The organism is Pararhodobacter sp. (assembly GCF_036802785.1).
Lineage (GTDB): Bacteria > Pseudomonadota > Alphaproteobacteria > Rhodobacterales > Rhodobacteraceae > Pararhodobacter.
Map to the genome: position 1 here is coordinate 1 of NZ_DAIRVN010000017.1, position 16,615 is coordinate 16,615.

The window sequence follows — 16,615 nt, forward strand, 5'->3', positions numbered from 1 at the left end:
CCGCCCGAAGGCATCACCCACCCCTCGGACACCGCGCCGACAAGGGCGAAGACCGTCACCCCGCCCGCTGTCGCCAGCGCCACCGTCATGGACGGAACCGAGCGCGACATGCGCCGGGTGACAAGGTCACGCACCGTCACACAGGCCACAGCCAGCAGCGCCATGAGGGCGTAATGGTCGAAACCATCGGCATCCGGCCGCACAATCAGCAGCACACCGACGAAACCCACCATGATCGCCAGAAGCCGCCGCCAGCCCACCGGCTCCCGCAGGAACAGGGCGCCTGCCAGCGTGATGGTCAGCGGCAGGGCCTGCAGGATGGCGGTCACATTGGCCAGCGGCATGTTGAACAGCGCCGTAAGAAAGAAATAGGCCGAGCCCGCTTCGGCAAGCACCCTGAGCACGATCAGCACCCGGTCGCGCCGCCCAAGCGTATGGCGCAGCGCACCAAGCCGCCGGGTGATGACAAAGAACACCAGCGTCGTCAGCACCCCGCGCAGGAACATCGCCTGAAACAAGGGCAGTTCAGCCGACACCAGCTTCATCAGCGCGTCATTGATCACAAAGGCAGCCATGGCGCCCATCATCATCAAGGCGCCGCGCGCGTTATCGGTCAGCATGAAACGTCCTATGCAGCGATCCCGGAAGGCAGGAGCGGGGTATGGGAATGTGCCCGGCCCGGCCCGGCCGCAGGGCACAGCGCCCCTGCCCCTTGCGCAAGGGCAGAACGCGTGGCCTGACGGTATCGGGCAGCGCCCCTCCCACCGGGCAGGTTGGCGCATGCGCGCGGGAAAGGGAAGCCAAAGAAAGACCCCCGGCAGAAACTGCCGGGGGTCTGGTTCTTGCAGGCGGCATCGCGGCTTGCGCCACGGTGCCTATGCGGCCGGGGCGTTACGCCTCGGTGCTGTCGCCGCTGTTGAGGGTCACATCAACCTCGACCTGAGGCGCGGCAAGGGCCGCTGCGGCCTCTGCCTCGGCCCGGCGGGCGTCAATGACCGTCTGGTCACGGTCCGTGGCGATCTTCTTCGTCGCGGTGGCAACACCGCCCGTCCCTGCCGGGATCAGACGCCCGACGATGACGTTCTCCTTCAGCCCGACAAGCTTGTCACGCTTGCCCTGAACCGCAGCTTCGGTCAGCACGCGCGTCGTCTCCTGGAACGAAGCCGCCGAGATGAAGGAGCGGGTCTGCAGGCTGGCCTTGGTGATCCCCAGCAGGATCGGCTCGCCGCGCGCCGGACGCAGGCCCATGGCCAGCGCCTTGTCGTTCATCTCGTCGAACTCGAACTTGTCGACGTTTTCGCCCTTGAGCAGCGTGGTTTCCCCGCTGTCCAGGATCTCAAGCTTCTGCAGCATCTGACGCACGATCACTTCGATATGCTTATCGTTGATCTTCACGCCCTGCAGGCGATAGACGTCCTGCACCTCGTCGATGAGGTAGTTCGCCAGCGCCTCGATCCCCAGAATGCGCAGGATGTCATGCGGCGCGGGGTTGCCGTCCATGATGTAATCGCCGCGCTGGACGAAATCGCCCTCCTGCACCGGGATGTGCTTGCCCTTCGGCACCATGTATTCGACCGTTTCAAGGCTTTCATCCACGGGCTCGATAGAGATGCGGCGCTTGTTCTTGTAGTCTTTGCCGAAGCGCACATAGCCGTCGATTTCGCAGATGATGGCGTGGTCCTTGGGCCGGCGGGCCTCGAACAGTTCCGCCACGCGGGGAAGACCCCCGGTGATGTCCTTGGTCTTGGCGCCTTCACGCGGAATACGCGCAACCACATCACCCTGCCGGATCTCCTGCCCGTCTTCGATCGACAGAACAGCATCAACCGACATCTGATAGATGACAGGGTTGCCCGCTTCGTTGCGCATGGGCTCACCGGTTTCGGCGTCCATGATGATGATCTCTGGCTTGAGATCACCGCCCTTGGGCACCGAGCGCCAGTCGGTCACGATCTTCTGGGTCATGCCGGTGGCATCATCGGTCTCGTCACGCACCGACAGACCTGCGACCAGATCCACGAATTTCGCCTTACCCGCCTTCTCGGCGATGATCGGCAGGGTATAGGGGTCCCATTCGTAGAGCTTGTCACCGCGCTTGACCTGCATCCCCTCACGCACGAACAACTTGGTACCGTAGGTCAGCTTGTGGCTGGCCCGCTCAATACCATTCTCGTCGATGATGGCGATCTGCATCGAGCGACCCATGACGATCAAGTCGTCCGAGGCGTTTTCCAGCACGTTGGTATTGCGGAACTCGATCGAGCCGGTCTGCCCGGCCTCCTGGAACGACTGGCTGCCGCCCTGGGCGATCCCGCCGATGTGGAAGGTCCGCATGGTCAGCTGGGTGCCAGGCTCGCCGATCGACTGCGCGGCAATGATGCCCACGGCCTCGCCCTTGTTGACCAGCGTGCCGCGTGCAAGGTCACGCCCGTAGCAGCGGGCGCAGACACCCTCTTCGGCCTCACAGGTCAGCGGCGAGCGGATCTTGATCGACGGAATGCCCGAGGCTTCGATCCGGTCCGCATCGCGCTCGTCGATCAGCGCGTTGCGCGCCATGACCAGTTCACCCGTTGCCGGATGGATGACATCCTCGGCCACGACACGGCCCAGAATGCGCTCTGCCAGGCTGGAGACAACCTCGCCATCGTTCACCGCAGCCGAAGCCGTGATGTAGCGGTCGGTGCCGCAATCGTCCGAACGGACGATGCAGTCCTGTGCCACATCCACCAGACGGCGGGTCAGATAACCCGAGTTGGCGGTTTTCAGCGCGGTATCTGCCAGACCCTTACGCGCACCGTGGGTGGAGTTGAAGTACTCCAGCACGGTCAGGCCTTCCTTGAAGTTCGAGATGATCGGCGTCTCGATGATCTCGCCCGAAGGCTTGGCCATCAGACCGCGCATCCCGCCCAGCTGTTTCATCTGGGCAGGCGAACCCCGCGCGCCCGAATGCGACATCATATAGACCGAGTTTGGCTCAAGTTCGCGGCCCTCGGCGTCGTGACGCACAGCCGAGATTTCGTTCATCATGGCACTCGCCACGGCGTCCGAACATTTCGACCAGGCATCGACCACCTTGTTGTACTTCTCACCCTGGGTGATCAGACCATCAAGATACTGCTGCTCGAATTCCTTCACCTGATCGCGCGTCTCGTTGACCGTGACCCACTTGGAATCCGGGATGAGCATGTCGTCCTTGCCGAACGAGATGCCGGCCTTGAAGGCCTCACGGAAACCCAGACCCATGATCTGGTCGCAGAAAATGACCGATTCTTTCTGACCGCAGTAGCGGTAGACATTGTCGATGACGTTCTGGACGTCCTTCTTGCGCAGCAGCCGGTTGACCAGCTCGAACGGTGCCTTGGCGTTCAGCGGCAAAAGCGCGCCCAGCCGCAGGCGGCCCGGCGTGGTTTCATAGCGCTTCATCACCTCGTTGCCGTGCTCGTCGATCTGGGCAATACGCGCCTGAACCCGCGCATGCAGATGCACTTCGCCCGCAGCCAGCGCATGTTCGACCTCGTCGATATCCGAGAAGATCATGCCCTCGCCGGTCATGCCTTCGCGCTGCATGGTGACATAGTACAGCCCCAGCACCATATCCTGCGACGGAACGATGATCGGCGAGCCGTTCGCGGGGCTGAGGACGTTGTTGGTGGACATCATCAGCACACGCGCCTCAAGCTGGGCTTCCAGCGAGAGGGGAACGTGCACGGCCATCTGGTCGCCGTCAAAGTCGGCGTTGAAGGCCGAGCAGACCAGCGGATGAAGCTGGATCGCCTTGCCCTCGATCAGGATCGGCTCGAATGCCTGAATGCCCAGACGGTGCAGCGTGGGCGCGCGGTTCAGCAGAACCGGGTGCTCGCGGATGACCTCGTCCAGAATATCCCAGACCTCGGGGCGCTCTTTTTCGACCAGTTTCTTGGCCTGTTTCACCGTCGAGGAAAGGCCCTTGGCCTCAAGCCGCGAGTAGATGAAAGGCTTGAACAGCTCCAGCGCCATCTTCTTGGGCAGGCCGCACTGGTGCAGCTTCAGTTCCGGCCCGGTCACAATCACCGAACGGCCCGAAAAGTCGACGCGCTTGCCGAGAAGGTTCTGACGGAACCGGCCCTGCTTGCCCTTGAGCATGTCGGACAGCGATTTCAGCGGGCGCTTGTTGTTGCCCGTGATCACCCGGCCACGACGGCCGTTGTCAAACAGCGCATCGACCGATTCCTGCAGCATGCGTTTCTCGTTGCGCACGATGATATCGGGCGCGCGCAGCTCGATCAGCCGCTTGAGGCGGTTGTTGCGGTTGATGACCCGGCGATACAGATCGTTGAGGTCCGAGGTGGCAAAACGGCCACCATCCAGCGGCACCAGTGGGCGCAGCTCGGGCGGGATAACCGGCAGAACGGTCAGCACCATCCATTCAGGGCGGTTGCCCGATTCCAGGAAGCTTTCGACAACCTTCAGCCGCTTGATGATCTTCTTCGGCTTCAGTTCCCCGGTGGCTTCCTTCAGCTCTTCGCGCAGCTGATCAGCAGTCGCCTGCAGGTCGATATTGGCCAGCATTTCGCGGATCGCTTCGGCACCGATATTGGCGGTGAAAGCGTCAGCGCCATAGGTGTCCTGCGCATCGAGGAACTCTTCCTCGGTCATCAGCTGGCCATAGTGCAGCTCGGTCAGGCCAGGCTCGATCACGACATAGTTCTCGAAATAGAGAACCCGCTCAAGATCGCGCAGCGTCATGTCCAGCATCAGGCCGATGCGCGACGGCAGCGACTTGAGGAACCAGATGTGGGCCACGGGCGCGGCCAGTTCGATATGGCCCATGCGCTCGCGCCGGACCTTCTGCAGCGTCACCTCGACACCACATTTCTCGCAGACGACGCCACGATACTTCATGCGCTTGTACTTGCCGCACAGGCACTCGTAATCCTTGATCGGCCCGAAGATACGGGCGCAGAACAGCCCGTCACGCTCGGGCTTGAAGGTCCGATAGTTGATGGTTTCCGGCTTCTTGATCTCGCCGAAGGACCAGCTGAGAATCCGCTCGGGCGAGGCCAGCGAAACGCGGATCTCGTCAAACGCCTTGGGCGCCGCGATCGGGTTGAACGGGTTGGTGGTCAGTTCCTGGTTCATCTTCAAATCCTTGCAAGCGTTCGGGGAGAGGCGGGGGAAGGCCCTTTTTCAAGGGCCTTCAAGGGCTTTGTGGAAAGCCCCATACCCCTTGGTCAGCCTTCCTCTTCCGAATCCAGGAGTTCCATGTTCAGACCAAGGCCGCGGACTTCCTTCACCAGAACGTTGAAGGATTCGGGCACACCGGCCTCGAAATTGTCCTCGCCCTTGACGATGCTTTCATAGACCTTGGTCCGGCCCGCCACGTCATCCGACTTCACGGTCAGCATCTCCTGCAGGGTATAGGCGGCGCCATAAGCCTCAAGGGCCCAGACCTCCATCTCACCCAGACGCTGGCCACCGAACTGCGCCTTGCCGCCCAGCGGTTGCTGGGTGACCAGGCTGTAAGGCCCGGTGGAACGCGCGTGCAGCTTGTCATCGACGAGGTGGTGCAGCTTGAGCATGTATTTCACACCCACTGTCACCGACCGCGCGAACTGCTCGCCCGAGCGCCCGTCAAAGACAACCGACTGGCCGGACATGTCAAAGCCCGCCCGCACCAGCGCGTCGTTGACATCGGCTTCCTTCGCCCCGTCAAAGACCGGCGTACCGATCGGCACACCGCCGGTAACGGCACCCGCCGCCTCGATCAGGTCTTCCTCGCTCATGCTGGTGAACGCGGCATCATAGACCTCGTCGCCATAGCCGAGGCGCAGCTTCTCGTGCACAGGGGTCAGATCGCCCGAGCGCCGGTATTCCTGCAACGCTTCGTCAATCTGCACACCAAGGCCACGCAGCGCCCAACCCATATGGGTTTCAAGGATCTGACCGACGTTCATCCGCGAGGGCACGCCCAGCGGGTTGAGCACCATGTCGACCGTCGTGCCGTCGGCGAGGAAAGGCATATCCTCGACCGGGACCACCTTGGAGATGACGCCCTTGTTGCCGTGACGCCCGGCCATCTTGTCGCCGGGTTGCAGCTTGCGCTTGATGGCAAGGAAGACCTTGACCATCTTCATCACGCCCGGCGGCAGATCGTCACCACGACGCACCTTTTCGACCTTGTCCTCAAAGCGGTGGTTCAGCGCGCGTTTCTGCTGGTCATAGAGGGCGTTCAGCGCCTCCACTTCCTGCGCACCGGCCTCGTCACCCAGCGCCAGCTGCCACCACTGGCCGCGGCTCAGCGATTCCAGCAGTTCCTCGTTGATTTCCGAGTTCGGGCGCACGCCCTTGGGCCCCTTCACCGCGGTCTTGCCGAGGATCAGTTGCCGCAGACGGGCGTAGATGTTGCGCTCAAGGATCGCCAGCTCATCGTCGCGGTCGCGCGACAGACGTTCGATCTCTTCCCGCTCGATCTGAAGCGCGCGCTCGTCCTTGTCCACACCATGACGGTTGAACACCCGCACTTCCACCACGGTGCCATAAGCACCGGGCGGCAGACGCAGCGAGGTATCGCGCACGTCCGAGGCCTTCTCACCGAAGATGGCGCGCAGCAGCTTTTCTTCCGGCGTCATCGGGCTTTCACCCTTGGGCGTGATCTTGCCCACCAGAATGTCGCCCGCCTGCACTTCAGCCCCGATATAGACGATCCCGGCCTCGTCGAGGTTGCGCAGGGCTTCCTCACCGACGTTGGGAATGTCGCGGGTAATCTCTTCCGGCCCCAGCTTGGTGTCGCGGGCGGCCACTTCATATTCCTCGATATGGATCGAGGTGAAGACGTCATCCTTCAGGATGCGCTCGGAGATCAGGATAGAGTCTTCGTAGTTGTAGCCATTCCACGGCATGAAGGCGACGGTGATGTTCCGGCCGACGGCCAGTTCACCCATGTCGGTGCAGGGGCCATCCGCCACAACCTGATCGCGCTCAACGGTGTCACCCACCTTCACCAGCGGGCGCTGGTTGATGCAGGACGACTGGTTGGAGCGCTTGAACTTGCGCAGGCGGTAGATATCCACCCCCGGCTCGCCCGGTTCCAGCATCTCGGTTGCACGCACAACGATACGCTGGGCATCGACCTGGTCGATGATCCCGGCGCGGCGCGCCATGATCGCCGCGCCCGAATCGCGCGCGACAATCCCCTCAATCCCGGTGCCCACCAGCGGCGCATCGCTTTGCAGCAGCGGCACCGCCTGACGCATCATGTTCGAACCCATCAGCGCGCGGTTGGCGTCATCATTCTCAAGGAAGGGAATGAGCGAGGCCGCGACCGACACCAGCTGTTTGGGAGACACGTCGATCAGGTCGATGACATCGCGCGGGGACAGAACGAAATCGCCCGACCTGCGGGTCGAAACCAGATCGTTCACGAAGCGGCCCTCTTCATCAAGGGTCGCGTTCGCCTGTGCGATGACATGGCGCTGCTCTTCGGTCGCGCTGAGATAGATCACCTCATCGGTGACCTGCCCGTCGATCACCTTGCGGTAGGGCGTTTCGATGAAGCCGTATTTGTTCACGCGGGCATAGGTGGCCAGCGAGTTGATCAGGCCGATGTTCTGGCCCTCCGGCGTTTCAATCGGGCACATGCGGCCGTAGTGGGTGGGGTGAACGTCCCGCACCTCAAAGCCCGCACGCTCACGCGTCAGACCGCCAGGCCCCAGCGCCGAAAGGCGGCGCTTGTGCGTCACCTCGGACAGCGGGTTGGTCTGGTCCATGAACTGCGACAGCTGGCTTGAACCGAAGAATTCACGCACCGCCGCCGCTGCCGGTTTGGCGTTGATCAGATCCTGCGGCATCACGGTGTCGATTTCCACCGAAGACATCCGCTCACGGATTGCACGTTCCATGCGCAGCAGGCCCAGACGATACTGGTTTTCCATCAGCTCGCCGACCGAGCGCACCCGGCGGTTGCCGAGGTGGTCGATATCGTCGATCTCGCCGCGACCATCACGCAGATCGACCAGCGCCTTGATACAGGCGATGATGTCATCGCTGCGCAGCGTCCGCTGGGTGTCAGGCGCATCCAGATTGAGGCGCATGTTCATCTTGACGCGACCCACGGCCGAAAGGTCGTAGCGCTCGCTGTCAAAGAACAGCGTGTCAAACAGCGAAGCGGCGGCGTCAAAGGTGGGGGGCTCACCCGGGCGCATGACGCGATAGATTTCCATCAGCGCGCCTTCACGGTTCCACACCTTGTCAGCGGCCATCGTGTTGCGAATGTAGGGGCCGACATTGACGTTGTCGATATCCAGCACCGGCAGTTCGGTAATGCCCTGATCCAGAAGCACTTTCAGCGAGCCGCCCTTGACTTCGCCGTCCTTGTCCAGATCCCAGGTCAGCTCATCGCCGGACTCAACCCAGATCTCGCCGTTTTCCTCGTTGATGATGTCGCGCGCCACGAAGCGGCCCACGATATTCTCGAACGGGACCAGCAGTTCGGTGACCTTGCCCTCGTCGATCCACTTCTTGACCATCCGCGGCGTGGCCTTGTCGCCCGCCTCAAGGATAACCTCGCCGGTCGCGGCATCGACCAGATCCATGGTCGGACGGGTGCCGCGCACACGCTCGGGGAAGAAGCGCGTGACCCAGCCGCGCCCCTTTTCCAGCCGGTAGGTGACGGTGTCGTAATAGGCATTCATGATCGATTCCTGATTCATGCCAAGGGCATAAAGCAGGGTCGTCACCGGCAGTTTGCGGCGACGGTCGATGCGCGCGAAAACCAGATCCTTGGGATCAAATTCGAAATCAAGCCAGGAACCGCGATAGGGAATGATGCGGCACTGGAACAGAAGCTTGCCCGAGGAATGGGTCTTGCCCTTGTCATGGTCAAAGAACACGCCGGGGGAGCGGTGCATCTGGCTGACCACCACACGTTCGGTGCCGTTGACGATGAAGGTGCCGTTCGGCGTCATGAGCGGCATGTCGCCCATGAACACTTCCTGCTCCTTGATGTCCTTGACCGATTTGCTGCCGGTATCGGGGTCCATATCGAACACGATCAGCCGCAGCGTGACCTTCAGCGGCGCCGAAAAGGTCATGTCGCGGGTCTGACATTCGTCGATATCGTATTTGGGCTTCTCAAGCTCGTATTTGACGAACTCCAGAACGGCGGTTTCGTTGAAATCCTTGATGGGGAACACCGACTGGAACGTGCCCTTCAGCCCCTCGCCATCCAGCGGCGTGTCGCTGTCGCCGGAGCGCAGGAACAGGTCATAGGACGATTTCTGAACCTCGATGAGGTTCGGCATTTCCTGGACTTCACGGATCTTGCCAAACATCCGGCGGATGCGTTTCTGGCCAACGTAGGTCTGAGCCATGCTCGGTATCACCTTTCAATCTTTCGCGGGCGCGCGTGCCGACGGGCCTCGGACGTGCTGCCGCTTGCGAAACAGAAGTGCTGGGCTCCATTCCTGCGGACCGTCCCACCGGTCTGCTCCCGAGCCCTGACTGCCTCTGGGCGAGGTTTCGCATGCGAAACCTCAGCCAGAAACAGCTTTGGCCGGGCCCGGAGCAATGCCGGACCCAGCCATGTCACGCGGTCAGGGTGCGCAGCACCCTGCCAATTACTTCAGCTCGACTTTCGCGCCAGCTTCTTCGAGCTTCTTCTTGATCTCTTCGGCTTCGGCCTTCGGAGCTTGCTCTTTCACGGCCTTGCCACCGGCTTCGACCAGGTCTTTGGCTTCTTTGAGGCCCAGACCGGTGATCGCGCGGACTTCCTTGATCACGTTGATCTTGTTCGCGCCGGCTTCCAGCAGGATGACGTCGAACTCGGTCTTTTCTTCAGCGGCTTCAGCCGGGCCAGCAGCCGGGCCAGCCATCATCACAGCGCCGCCAGCAGCGGGCTCGATGCCATACTCATCCTTGAGGATGGTTTTCAGTTCCTGAGCCTGCAGCAGCGTGAGGTTCACGATTTGCTCGGCAAGTGCTTTAAGATCAGCCATTTTTCAGTTTCCATTCTAACAGGGTGTTTCCGACATGGGACATGTGTCCACATGCGGGCCTTTGGTTGCTCAAGCGGCTTCCCGCTCCTCCAGAGTGGAGAGGATGCCCGCGATGTTCGAAGCAGGTGCGCCAATGGCCCCGGCGATGCTCGATGCAGGTGCGCCGATACACGCCACGACGGAAGCAATAAGCTCCTCGCGCGACGGCATCGATGCCACGGCCTTCACACCATCCGGCGTCAGCGCCGCGCTGCCCATCGCCCCACCAAGAATTTCAATCTTCTTGTTGATTTTGGCGAATTCGTCGATCACCTTCGCCGCAGCGACGGGATCTTCGGAATAGGCAAGCACGGTCATGCCCGTCAGAAGGTCGGCAATGCTTGCGCAGGGCTTTCCTTCAAGGGCGATCTTGGCGAGCTTGTTCTTGGCAACGCGCACGGCTCCGCCCGCTTCACGCATCTTAGCGCGCAGGCCCTGCATCTCAGCAACCGTAAGACCCGCGTAGTGTGCAACGACAACCACGCCAGAGCTTTCGAAGATCTGGCCGAGTTCCTCGACCACTTTCTCTTTTTGGGCTCTATCCACAGGTTTACTCCAAGGTTGGGGGTTGCCCCCCCGGCTCATGTTTGCCCCGATAGTCCGGGGCGTTCGGGTCCGCGAGGGAGCCGAGGCCAAAACCGCCCGAGGTGTTCCCCGGTCAAATTCGTCTCGTTCCCATCTCAGGCAGGAAATTAAGCCCGTCCGGAACAATGTCCATGGGGGCACCCGCCGTCTCGGACAGGACAGGGCGTTTCCGCCCCGCCATTCACCCGGCCCGAAGGCCGGGCAAATCTCAGTTGGCCGTCGCCGAGGCCAGATCGACGCTTACGCCGGGGCCCATGGTCGACGACAGGGATACCTTGCGCATATAGGCACCTTTCGCCCCTGCGGGCTTGGCGCGCGACACGGCATCCACGAAAGCACGGACGTTCTGCGCCAGCGCATCGGCGCTGAACGAGGCCTTGCCGACACCGGCATGGATGATCCCGGCCTTTTCGACCTTGAACTGAACTTCGCCGCCCTTGGCGTTGTTCACGGCCTGCGTCACATCCATCGTCACGGTGCCGACCTTGGGGTTCGGCATCAGGTTGCGCGGGCCCAGGATCTTGCCAAGACGGCCGACGAGAGGCATCATGTCCGGCGTGGCAATGCAGCGATCGAACTCGATCTTGCCGGACTGGATGTCCTGCATCAGGTCTTCGGCGCCAACGATATCGGCCCCGGCTGCCTTGGCTTCATCGGCTTTGGGGCCACGGGCAAAGACAGCCACGCGCACGGTTTTGCCAGTGCCGTTCGGCAGGGTCACAACGCCACGGACCATCTGGTCGGCATGGCGCGGATCGACACCCAGGTTCAGCGAGATTTCGACGGTTTCGTCGAATTTCGCATTGGCGTTGTCCTTGATCAGGGTGAGTGCATCCTCAACGGTGAGGACGGACTTGCCGGCAAAGGCTTCGCGGGCGGCGCGGGTACGTTTTCCAAGCTTGGCCATGGTTTACCCCTTAACCTCGATACCGCAGGACCGGGCCGAACCCAGAATGATCTGCATCGCGCCTTCGATATCGGTGGCGTTCAGATCCTTCATCTTGGCTTCGGCGATCTCGCGCACTTGCTTGACAGTCACGGTGCCCGCGACGGTGCGGCCCGGCTTGTCCGAACCCTTGGCGCGGTTGCGCTTGCCGACCGGCTTCAGCCCGGCCGCCTTTTTCAGGTACCACGAGGCAGGCGAGGTCTTCAGGTCAATGCTGAAAGACTTGTCCTGATAATAGGTGATCACCACCGGAACCGGCGAGCCGGGCTCCAGGTCTGCCGACTTCGCGTTGAAGTCCTTGCAGAACTGCATGATGTTGATCCCGCGCTGACCCAGAGCCGGGCCGACGGGGGGCGAGGGGTTGGCCTGCCCCGCCTTCACTTGCAGCTTCAGGCTGCCGATTACTTTCTTGGCCATCAGGCCTCTCCTTCTGTCACCGCCCCGCCGAGTGGGGCATGCTTAGTGGTCCGGTCTGGCAGCCTGGTGGCAACCGCGCCTCCCACGGACAACGCTCAGGTGTTTTTCTGCACCTGAGTGAATTCCAGCTCGACCGGCGTAGGCCGGCCAAAGATCGACACCATCACCTTGAGGCGATTGTGATCTTCGTCAACTTCCTCGACCATGCCCGAGAAACCCTCGAACGGGCCGTCGGTGACCTTGACCTGCTCGCCGGTTTCGAAGCGGATCAGGTTGCGCGGTGCTTCCTGCCCTTCCTCGACCCGGTTGAGAATCAGGTTCACCTCTTCATCACGCATCGGGCTTGGCTTGCCCTGCTGGCCCAGAAAGCCCGTCACCCGGTTGATCGAATGGATCAGGTGATAGGTGCGGGTGTTCATTTCCATGCGCACAAGAACATAGCCGGGCATGAAGCGCCGCTCGCTGGTAACTTTCTTGCCGCGCCGCACTTCAAGCACTTCTTCGGTAGGCACCAGCACTTCGCTGATCTCGTCCTCCAGCCCGGCTTCGGCCGTGGCCGTGCGGATCTGTTCGGCGACCTTCTTTTCGAAATTCGAGAGCACGCTCACCGAATACCAGCGCATCGCCATCCGTAATAACCTCGCACCAGGCGGAAGCCCCGCCGCTATCTTCATGTTCCCGCCGGTCCGCCAGACTGCCGACCACGATGTTCCGACAAACAAAAAATGTGCGCACCGAATCGGTGCGCGCCATTCTGTCGGAGGTTGATGCTGCGTTTATCGCCCATTCCGCAGTTTTTCAAGTGCGTGAAGCACAAAAACTTGCCGCGCAGGCAGGCCGCCGCCGCCCGGCCCGCTCAGAGGGTCAGCCCACCAGCCCCAGAATACCCGCCAGCCCGGTACGGATCAGCAGATCGACCAGAAAGAAGAAAACCGCCGTCAGGGTAGACAGCACCAGCACCATGATGGTGCTGATCGTCACTTCGCGCCGGTTGGGCCAGACGACCTTTGCGGTCTCCGCACGGACCTGCTGGATGAACGTCAGGGGGTTGGTCATGGCCATCGGGCACCTCTGGGCAACATTGCGGGCGGGGCCCGTTCGCGCTCAGATAGCCGCAAGCGGCCAGGAATTCAAGCCTTGCCGCGCGGCCCTGCGCCCTGAATCCAAAGCGCGCACACCCCGGGCAGCGCCGCAATGCGTGCGCAGTCGAGCGCATAGGCCTCGCCGGCGCGGCGCAGGGTATGGTCATCAAGGGGCTGATAGCCGGGGTGCTGCGCGCCTTTGGGCCAGAGCGCGCGCAGGGCCTTTACCCGCGCCCTGATCGCCTCCTCCCCCTGCACTGCCAGCGCCGGGGCCTCGGCCATCAGAATGCCATGCGCGCGCAGGGAAAGGCCGGGATGCGCCACACCGGGGCCCGGGCGGGCCGCTTTTGCCGCCGGGCCAAGCAGCGTATAAAGAACCTCAGGCGCATTGCCGGGGTAATCCTCATAGCGCCAGACATGGCAGGCGGCACCGGGCAGCGCGGCCTGCAAGCGTTCCAACAGATCCGTCCAGCGCAGGCGGGCGGGGTCAAGGCCCTGCGTATAGTCCATATAGCTTTCCAACTTGCCGCTCATCAGCCGCTGGGCATAGGCCGAGGCCAGAAAACCGGCCGGGTTGCGAATACCCAGCGCCAGCACCACCTGCCCCGGCGGCAGCAGCGCCGCCACCCGGGTCAGCCGCGCGGCGGCACGGTCATAGAGGCGCGCGGTGCGGATCAGCTCGACATTATGGGCATTGCCCAGCAGGTTCTCGTCGCTCAGCACCAGCCGGGCGCAGGGCACGGCAAGGGCGCTGCGGATGCGTTCGCCATGGGCGGTATCTTCGGCCTCAGCGCTCAGGTATTCCGGCACACCCAGCCCGCGGCGGCGCAACTCGTCAGGGCCGAAATAGGCCACCCCCTGCCCCTGCAATAGATCGCGCCCGCGCGCCATGGCCATCTGCAGATGCGTGCTGGCAGTCTTGTGAGCCCCGATATGGAGGATGATCTGCAAATCCCGCGCCCCTTCTCAGACCCCGCCTTTTCGCAAAGGCATGCCACGGATCGACCGGGCAAGGAAGCGCCATGAAAAGGCGCTTGCAACGCGATGAGCAATCGCGTTTGTCCGGCCCCCGGGCGGGCGGATCGCTTGATTCATGCGGTGCGGAAAAGGCCTGGCAGGGGCAGGGGGACTCGAACCCACGACCCTCGGTTTTGGAGACCGATGCTCTACCAACTGAGCTATACCCCTAGGCCTGCGCCGGGGGTTAAGCCAGCAGCGCCGGGAAATCAAGAGGGGTTTTGCGCGCGCCCGCGAATGTTACGCGGCACTCAGGCGGCCACCATCGGCTACCGCCAGCAACTGCCCCCCGGCCTGACCATGGATCTGCGCGGACACAATCCGGCCCTCGGGCTGATCGCAGTCAAACAGCACCTCGGCGAATTGCGCGGTGCGGCCCATGCGCGGGCTTTCCATCAACACCGCATGGCGCTGGCCCAACTGGGCTGCCAGATGCGCCCCCGCCCGCGCCTCACCCGCTGCACGCAACAGCGCCGCGCGGGCGCGGATATCAGCGCCCGCAACCTGCGGCATCCGCGCGGCGGGCGTGCCCTTGCGCGGCGAGAAGGGGAAGACATGCAGCCATGTCAGCCCGCATTCCTCCACCAGCTTCAGCGAATTGGCGAACATGGCGTAAGATTCGGTGGGGAAACCGGCGATGATATCGGCGCCGAACACCATATCCGGGCGCAGCGCGCGGACCTCCGCACAGAAGCGGATCGCGTCATCGCGCAGATGGCGGCGCTTCATACGCTTGAGGATCATGTCATCGCCCGCCTGCAGTGACAGATGCAGATGCGGCATCAGGCGCGGCTCGGTGGCGATGGCCTCCATCAGTGCCGGGTCAGCCTCGATCGAATCGATGGAACTGATCCGCAGGCGCGCAAGGTCCGGCACCAGCCTGAGGATGCGCCGCACCAGATCGCCCAGCCGGGGCGTGGCGGGCAGGTCAGCGCCCCATGAGGTCAGGTCAACGCCGGTCAGCACCACCTCGTTGTAGCCCGCCCCGACAAGCCGCTTGATCTGCTCAACCACCACGCCCGCCGGGACCGAGCGCGAATTGCCCCGGCCATACGGAATGATGCAAAACGTGCAGCGGTGGTCACAACCGTTCTGCACCTGAACATAGGCGCGGCTGCGGGTGCCGAAACCGTCGATCAGATGCCCCGCCGTTTCCTGCACCGACATGATGTCATCGACCTGCACCCGCTCGGTCGCGCCGATCAGATCAGGCACCATCCCCGCCCAGGTTTCCGGCTGCATCTTCTCATGGTTGCCGATGACGCGCGTCACCTCGGGCATGGCGGCGAAGGTTTCCGGCTCGGTCTGGGCGGCGCAGCCGGTGACGATGATCGGCGCATCGGGGTGCTCGCGGCGCAGGCGGCGGATTTCCTGACGGGCCTTGCGCACGGCCTCGGCGGTGACGGCGCAGGTGTTGACGATCACCGCGTTTTCCAGCCCGGCCTGCGTGGCCAGCGCCTTCATCGCCTCGGTCTCATAGGCATTCAGGCGGCAGCCAAGCGTGGTGAACAGGGGCGCGTTCATAGCGCGGCGTCCATCAACGCGGGCGACAAAACGCCCTCGAACACAAAAGCCACCGGGCCCGACAGCCAGACCCCGTCATCGCGCCAGTCCACCCGCAGCACACCGCCATCGACCACCAGATCCACCTGCCGCCCCGTCAACCCCCGCAGATGCGCCGCCACCGCCACCGCACAGGCGCCCGAGCCGCAGGCCAGCGTGATGCCAGTGCCGCGCTCCCACACCCGCATGCGCAGATGGTCCGGCCCCAGCAGGCTGGCGAATTCGACATTGGTGCGTTCAGGGAAAAGCGGGTGGTGTTCAACCCTTGGGCCAAGCGTGTCGAGCGCCACCGCGCCCGCATCGGGCACAAAAAACACGCAATGCGGATTGCCCATGCCGATGGCCGCCGGGTCGCCCTCGATGGGCAGGTGAAGGGTGTCCTGCGTATGGGCCAGCGGCACCTCGCGCCAGTCCGTCAGCGGCGCGCCCATGTTCACCCAGATTGCCCCGCCCCGCCGCTCGGCCCGCAACAGGCCCCGCGTGGTGCGGATGGACACAGTATCGCGGCCGCTCTCACGCATCACCAGATCAGCCACGCAGCGGGTGGCGTTGCCACAGGCCCCGGCGCGCGAACCGTCGCTGTTCCAGAAATCCAGCGTCAGGTCGGCATCGTCGCTGTCGCGCAGTTCGGCCAGCTGGTCATATCCCACGCCGCGATGACGGTCGCCGATGGCACGCGCCAGCGCAGCCGTCACCACCGCCCCGCGTCCGCGCGAGTCGATTACCACGAAATCATTGCCGGCCCCGTGCATCTTGCGAAAGGCCAGACCCTGGGTGCGGCCTGATGTAACCATGCGCGCGGATATAGTCGAATATCGATGCATCTGCCAGTGGCAGCGGCGCGCGATTGTGCACAGGGCCGGAGTAACGGCAGATGCGCGCTCTGGACAGGTGGATTCCCGCAAACTGGCGCTATGTCCGCCCGGCGCGCTGCCCTCAGAGTTGCGCCGTCGCGCAGACAGAAGCCCGATACAGGCCGCTGCGCCGATGGCTTG

At 63.1% G+C, this 16,615-nt stretch carries 12 protein-coding genes and 1 tRNA gene; all 13 read right to left on the bottom strand.

Annotation, left to right across the window (positions count from 1 at the left end; all coding sequences use genetic code 11):
• Positions 1–620: DMT family transporter (locus tag V7Q53_RS08175; RefSeq protein ID WP_333828042.1), on the bottom strand; the 620-nt coding region annotated here is incomplete at its 3' end.
• A 271-nt stretch (positions 621–891) separates the two neighbouring features.
• Positions 892–5,118 (bottom strand): DNA-directed RNA polymerase subunit beta', encoded by a 4,227-nt coding sequence (rpoC, locus tag V7Q53_RS08180; RefSeq protein WP_333828043.1) that lies wholly within the window; start codon positions 5,116–5,118, stop codon positions 892–894.
• Between the two features lie 92 nt (positions 5,119–5,210).
• Entirely contained in the window at positions 5,211–9,347 is a 4,137-nt protein-coding gene (gene rpoB / locus V7Q53_RS08185; RefSeq protein WP_333828044.1) for a DNA-directed RNA polymerase subunit beta, read from the bottom strand.
• Positions 9,348–9,593: 246 nt separating this feature from the next.
• Positions 9,594–9,971: a 50S ribosomal protein L7/L12 gene (rplL, locus tag V7Q53_RS08190; RefSeq protein ID WP_333828045.1), complete on the bottom strand. Its 378-nt coding sequence runs from the start codon at positions 9,969–9,971 to the stop codon at positions 9,594–9,596.
• A 69-nt stretch (positions 9,972–10,040) separates the two neighbouring features.
• Positions 10,041–10,556: a 50S ribosomal protein L10 gene (rplJ, locus tag V7Q53_RS08195; protein WP_333828046.1), complete on the bottom strand. Its 516-nt coding sequence runs from the start codon at positions 10,554–10,556 to the stop codon at positions 10,041–10,043.
• 247 nt (positions 10,557–10,803) lie between these two features.
• Positions 10,804–11,502, bottom strand: coding sequence for a 50S ribosomal protein L1 (gene rplA, locus V7Q53_RS08200; RefSeq protein ID WP_333828047.1), 699 nt, complete (start codon positions 11,500–11,502; stop codon positions 10,804–10,806).
• Between the two features lie 3 nt (positions 11,503–11,505).
• On the bottom strand, positions 11,506–11,958 hold the full coding sequence (rplK, locus tag V7Q53_RS08205; protein WP_333828048.1) for a 50S ribosomal protein L11: 453 nt from the start codon (positions 11,956–11,958) through the stop codon (positions 11,506–11,508).
• Positions 11,959–12,053: 95 nt separating this feature from the next.
• Positions 12,054–12,587, bottom strand: a complete 534-nt coding sequence (nusG, locus tag V7Q53_RS08210; RefSeq protein WP_333828049.1) for a transcription termination/antitermination protein NusG — start codon at positions 12,585–12,587, stop codon at positions 12,054–12,056.
• A gap of 235 nt (positions 12,588–12,822) precedes the next feature.
• On the bottom strand, positions 12,823–13,020 hold the full coding sequence (gene secE / locus V7Q53_RS08215; RefSeq protein WP_333828050.1) for a preprotein translocase subunit SecE: 198 nt from the start codon (positions 13,018–13,020) through the stop codon (positions 12,823–12,825).
• A 68-nt stretch (positions 13,021–13,088) separates the two neighbouring features.
• Positions 13,089–13,991 (bottom strand): hypothetical protein, encoded by a 903-nt coding sequence (locus tag V7Q53_RS08220; RefSeq protein WP_333828051.1) that lies wholly within the window; start codon positions 13,989–13,991, stop codon positions 13,089–13,091.
• A gap of 161 nt (positions 13,992–14,152) precedes the next feature.
• Positions 14,153–14,228, bottom strand: a tRNA-Trp gene (locus V7Q53_RS08225).
• Between the two features lie 69 nt (positions 14,229–14,297).
• The gene (mtaB, locus tag V7Q53_RS08230; RefSeq protein ID WP_333828052.1) at positions 14,298–15,581 is read right to left on the bottom strand and encodes a tRNA (N(6)-L-threonylcarbamoyladenosine(37)-C(2))-methylthiotransferase MtaB; all 1,284 of its coding nucleotides are present in this window, start codon (positions 15,579–15,581) and stop codon (positions 14,298–14,300) included.
• A complete protein-coding gene (gene dapF / locus V7Q53_RS08235) occupies positions 15,578–16,414 on the bottom strand; it encodes a diaminopimelate epimerase (protein ID WP_333828053.1) in 837 nt (278 codons plus the stop codon). Before dapF ends, mtaB begins: the two co-directional genes overlap by 4 nt.
• Positions 16,415–16,615 lie beyond the last annotated feature (201 nt).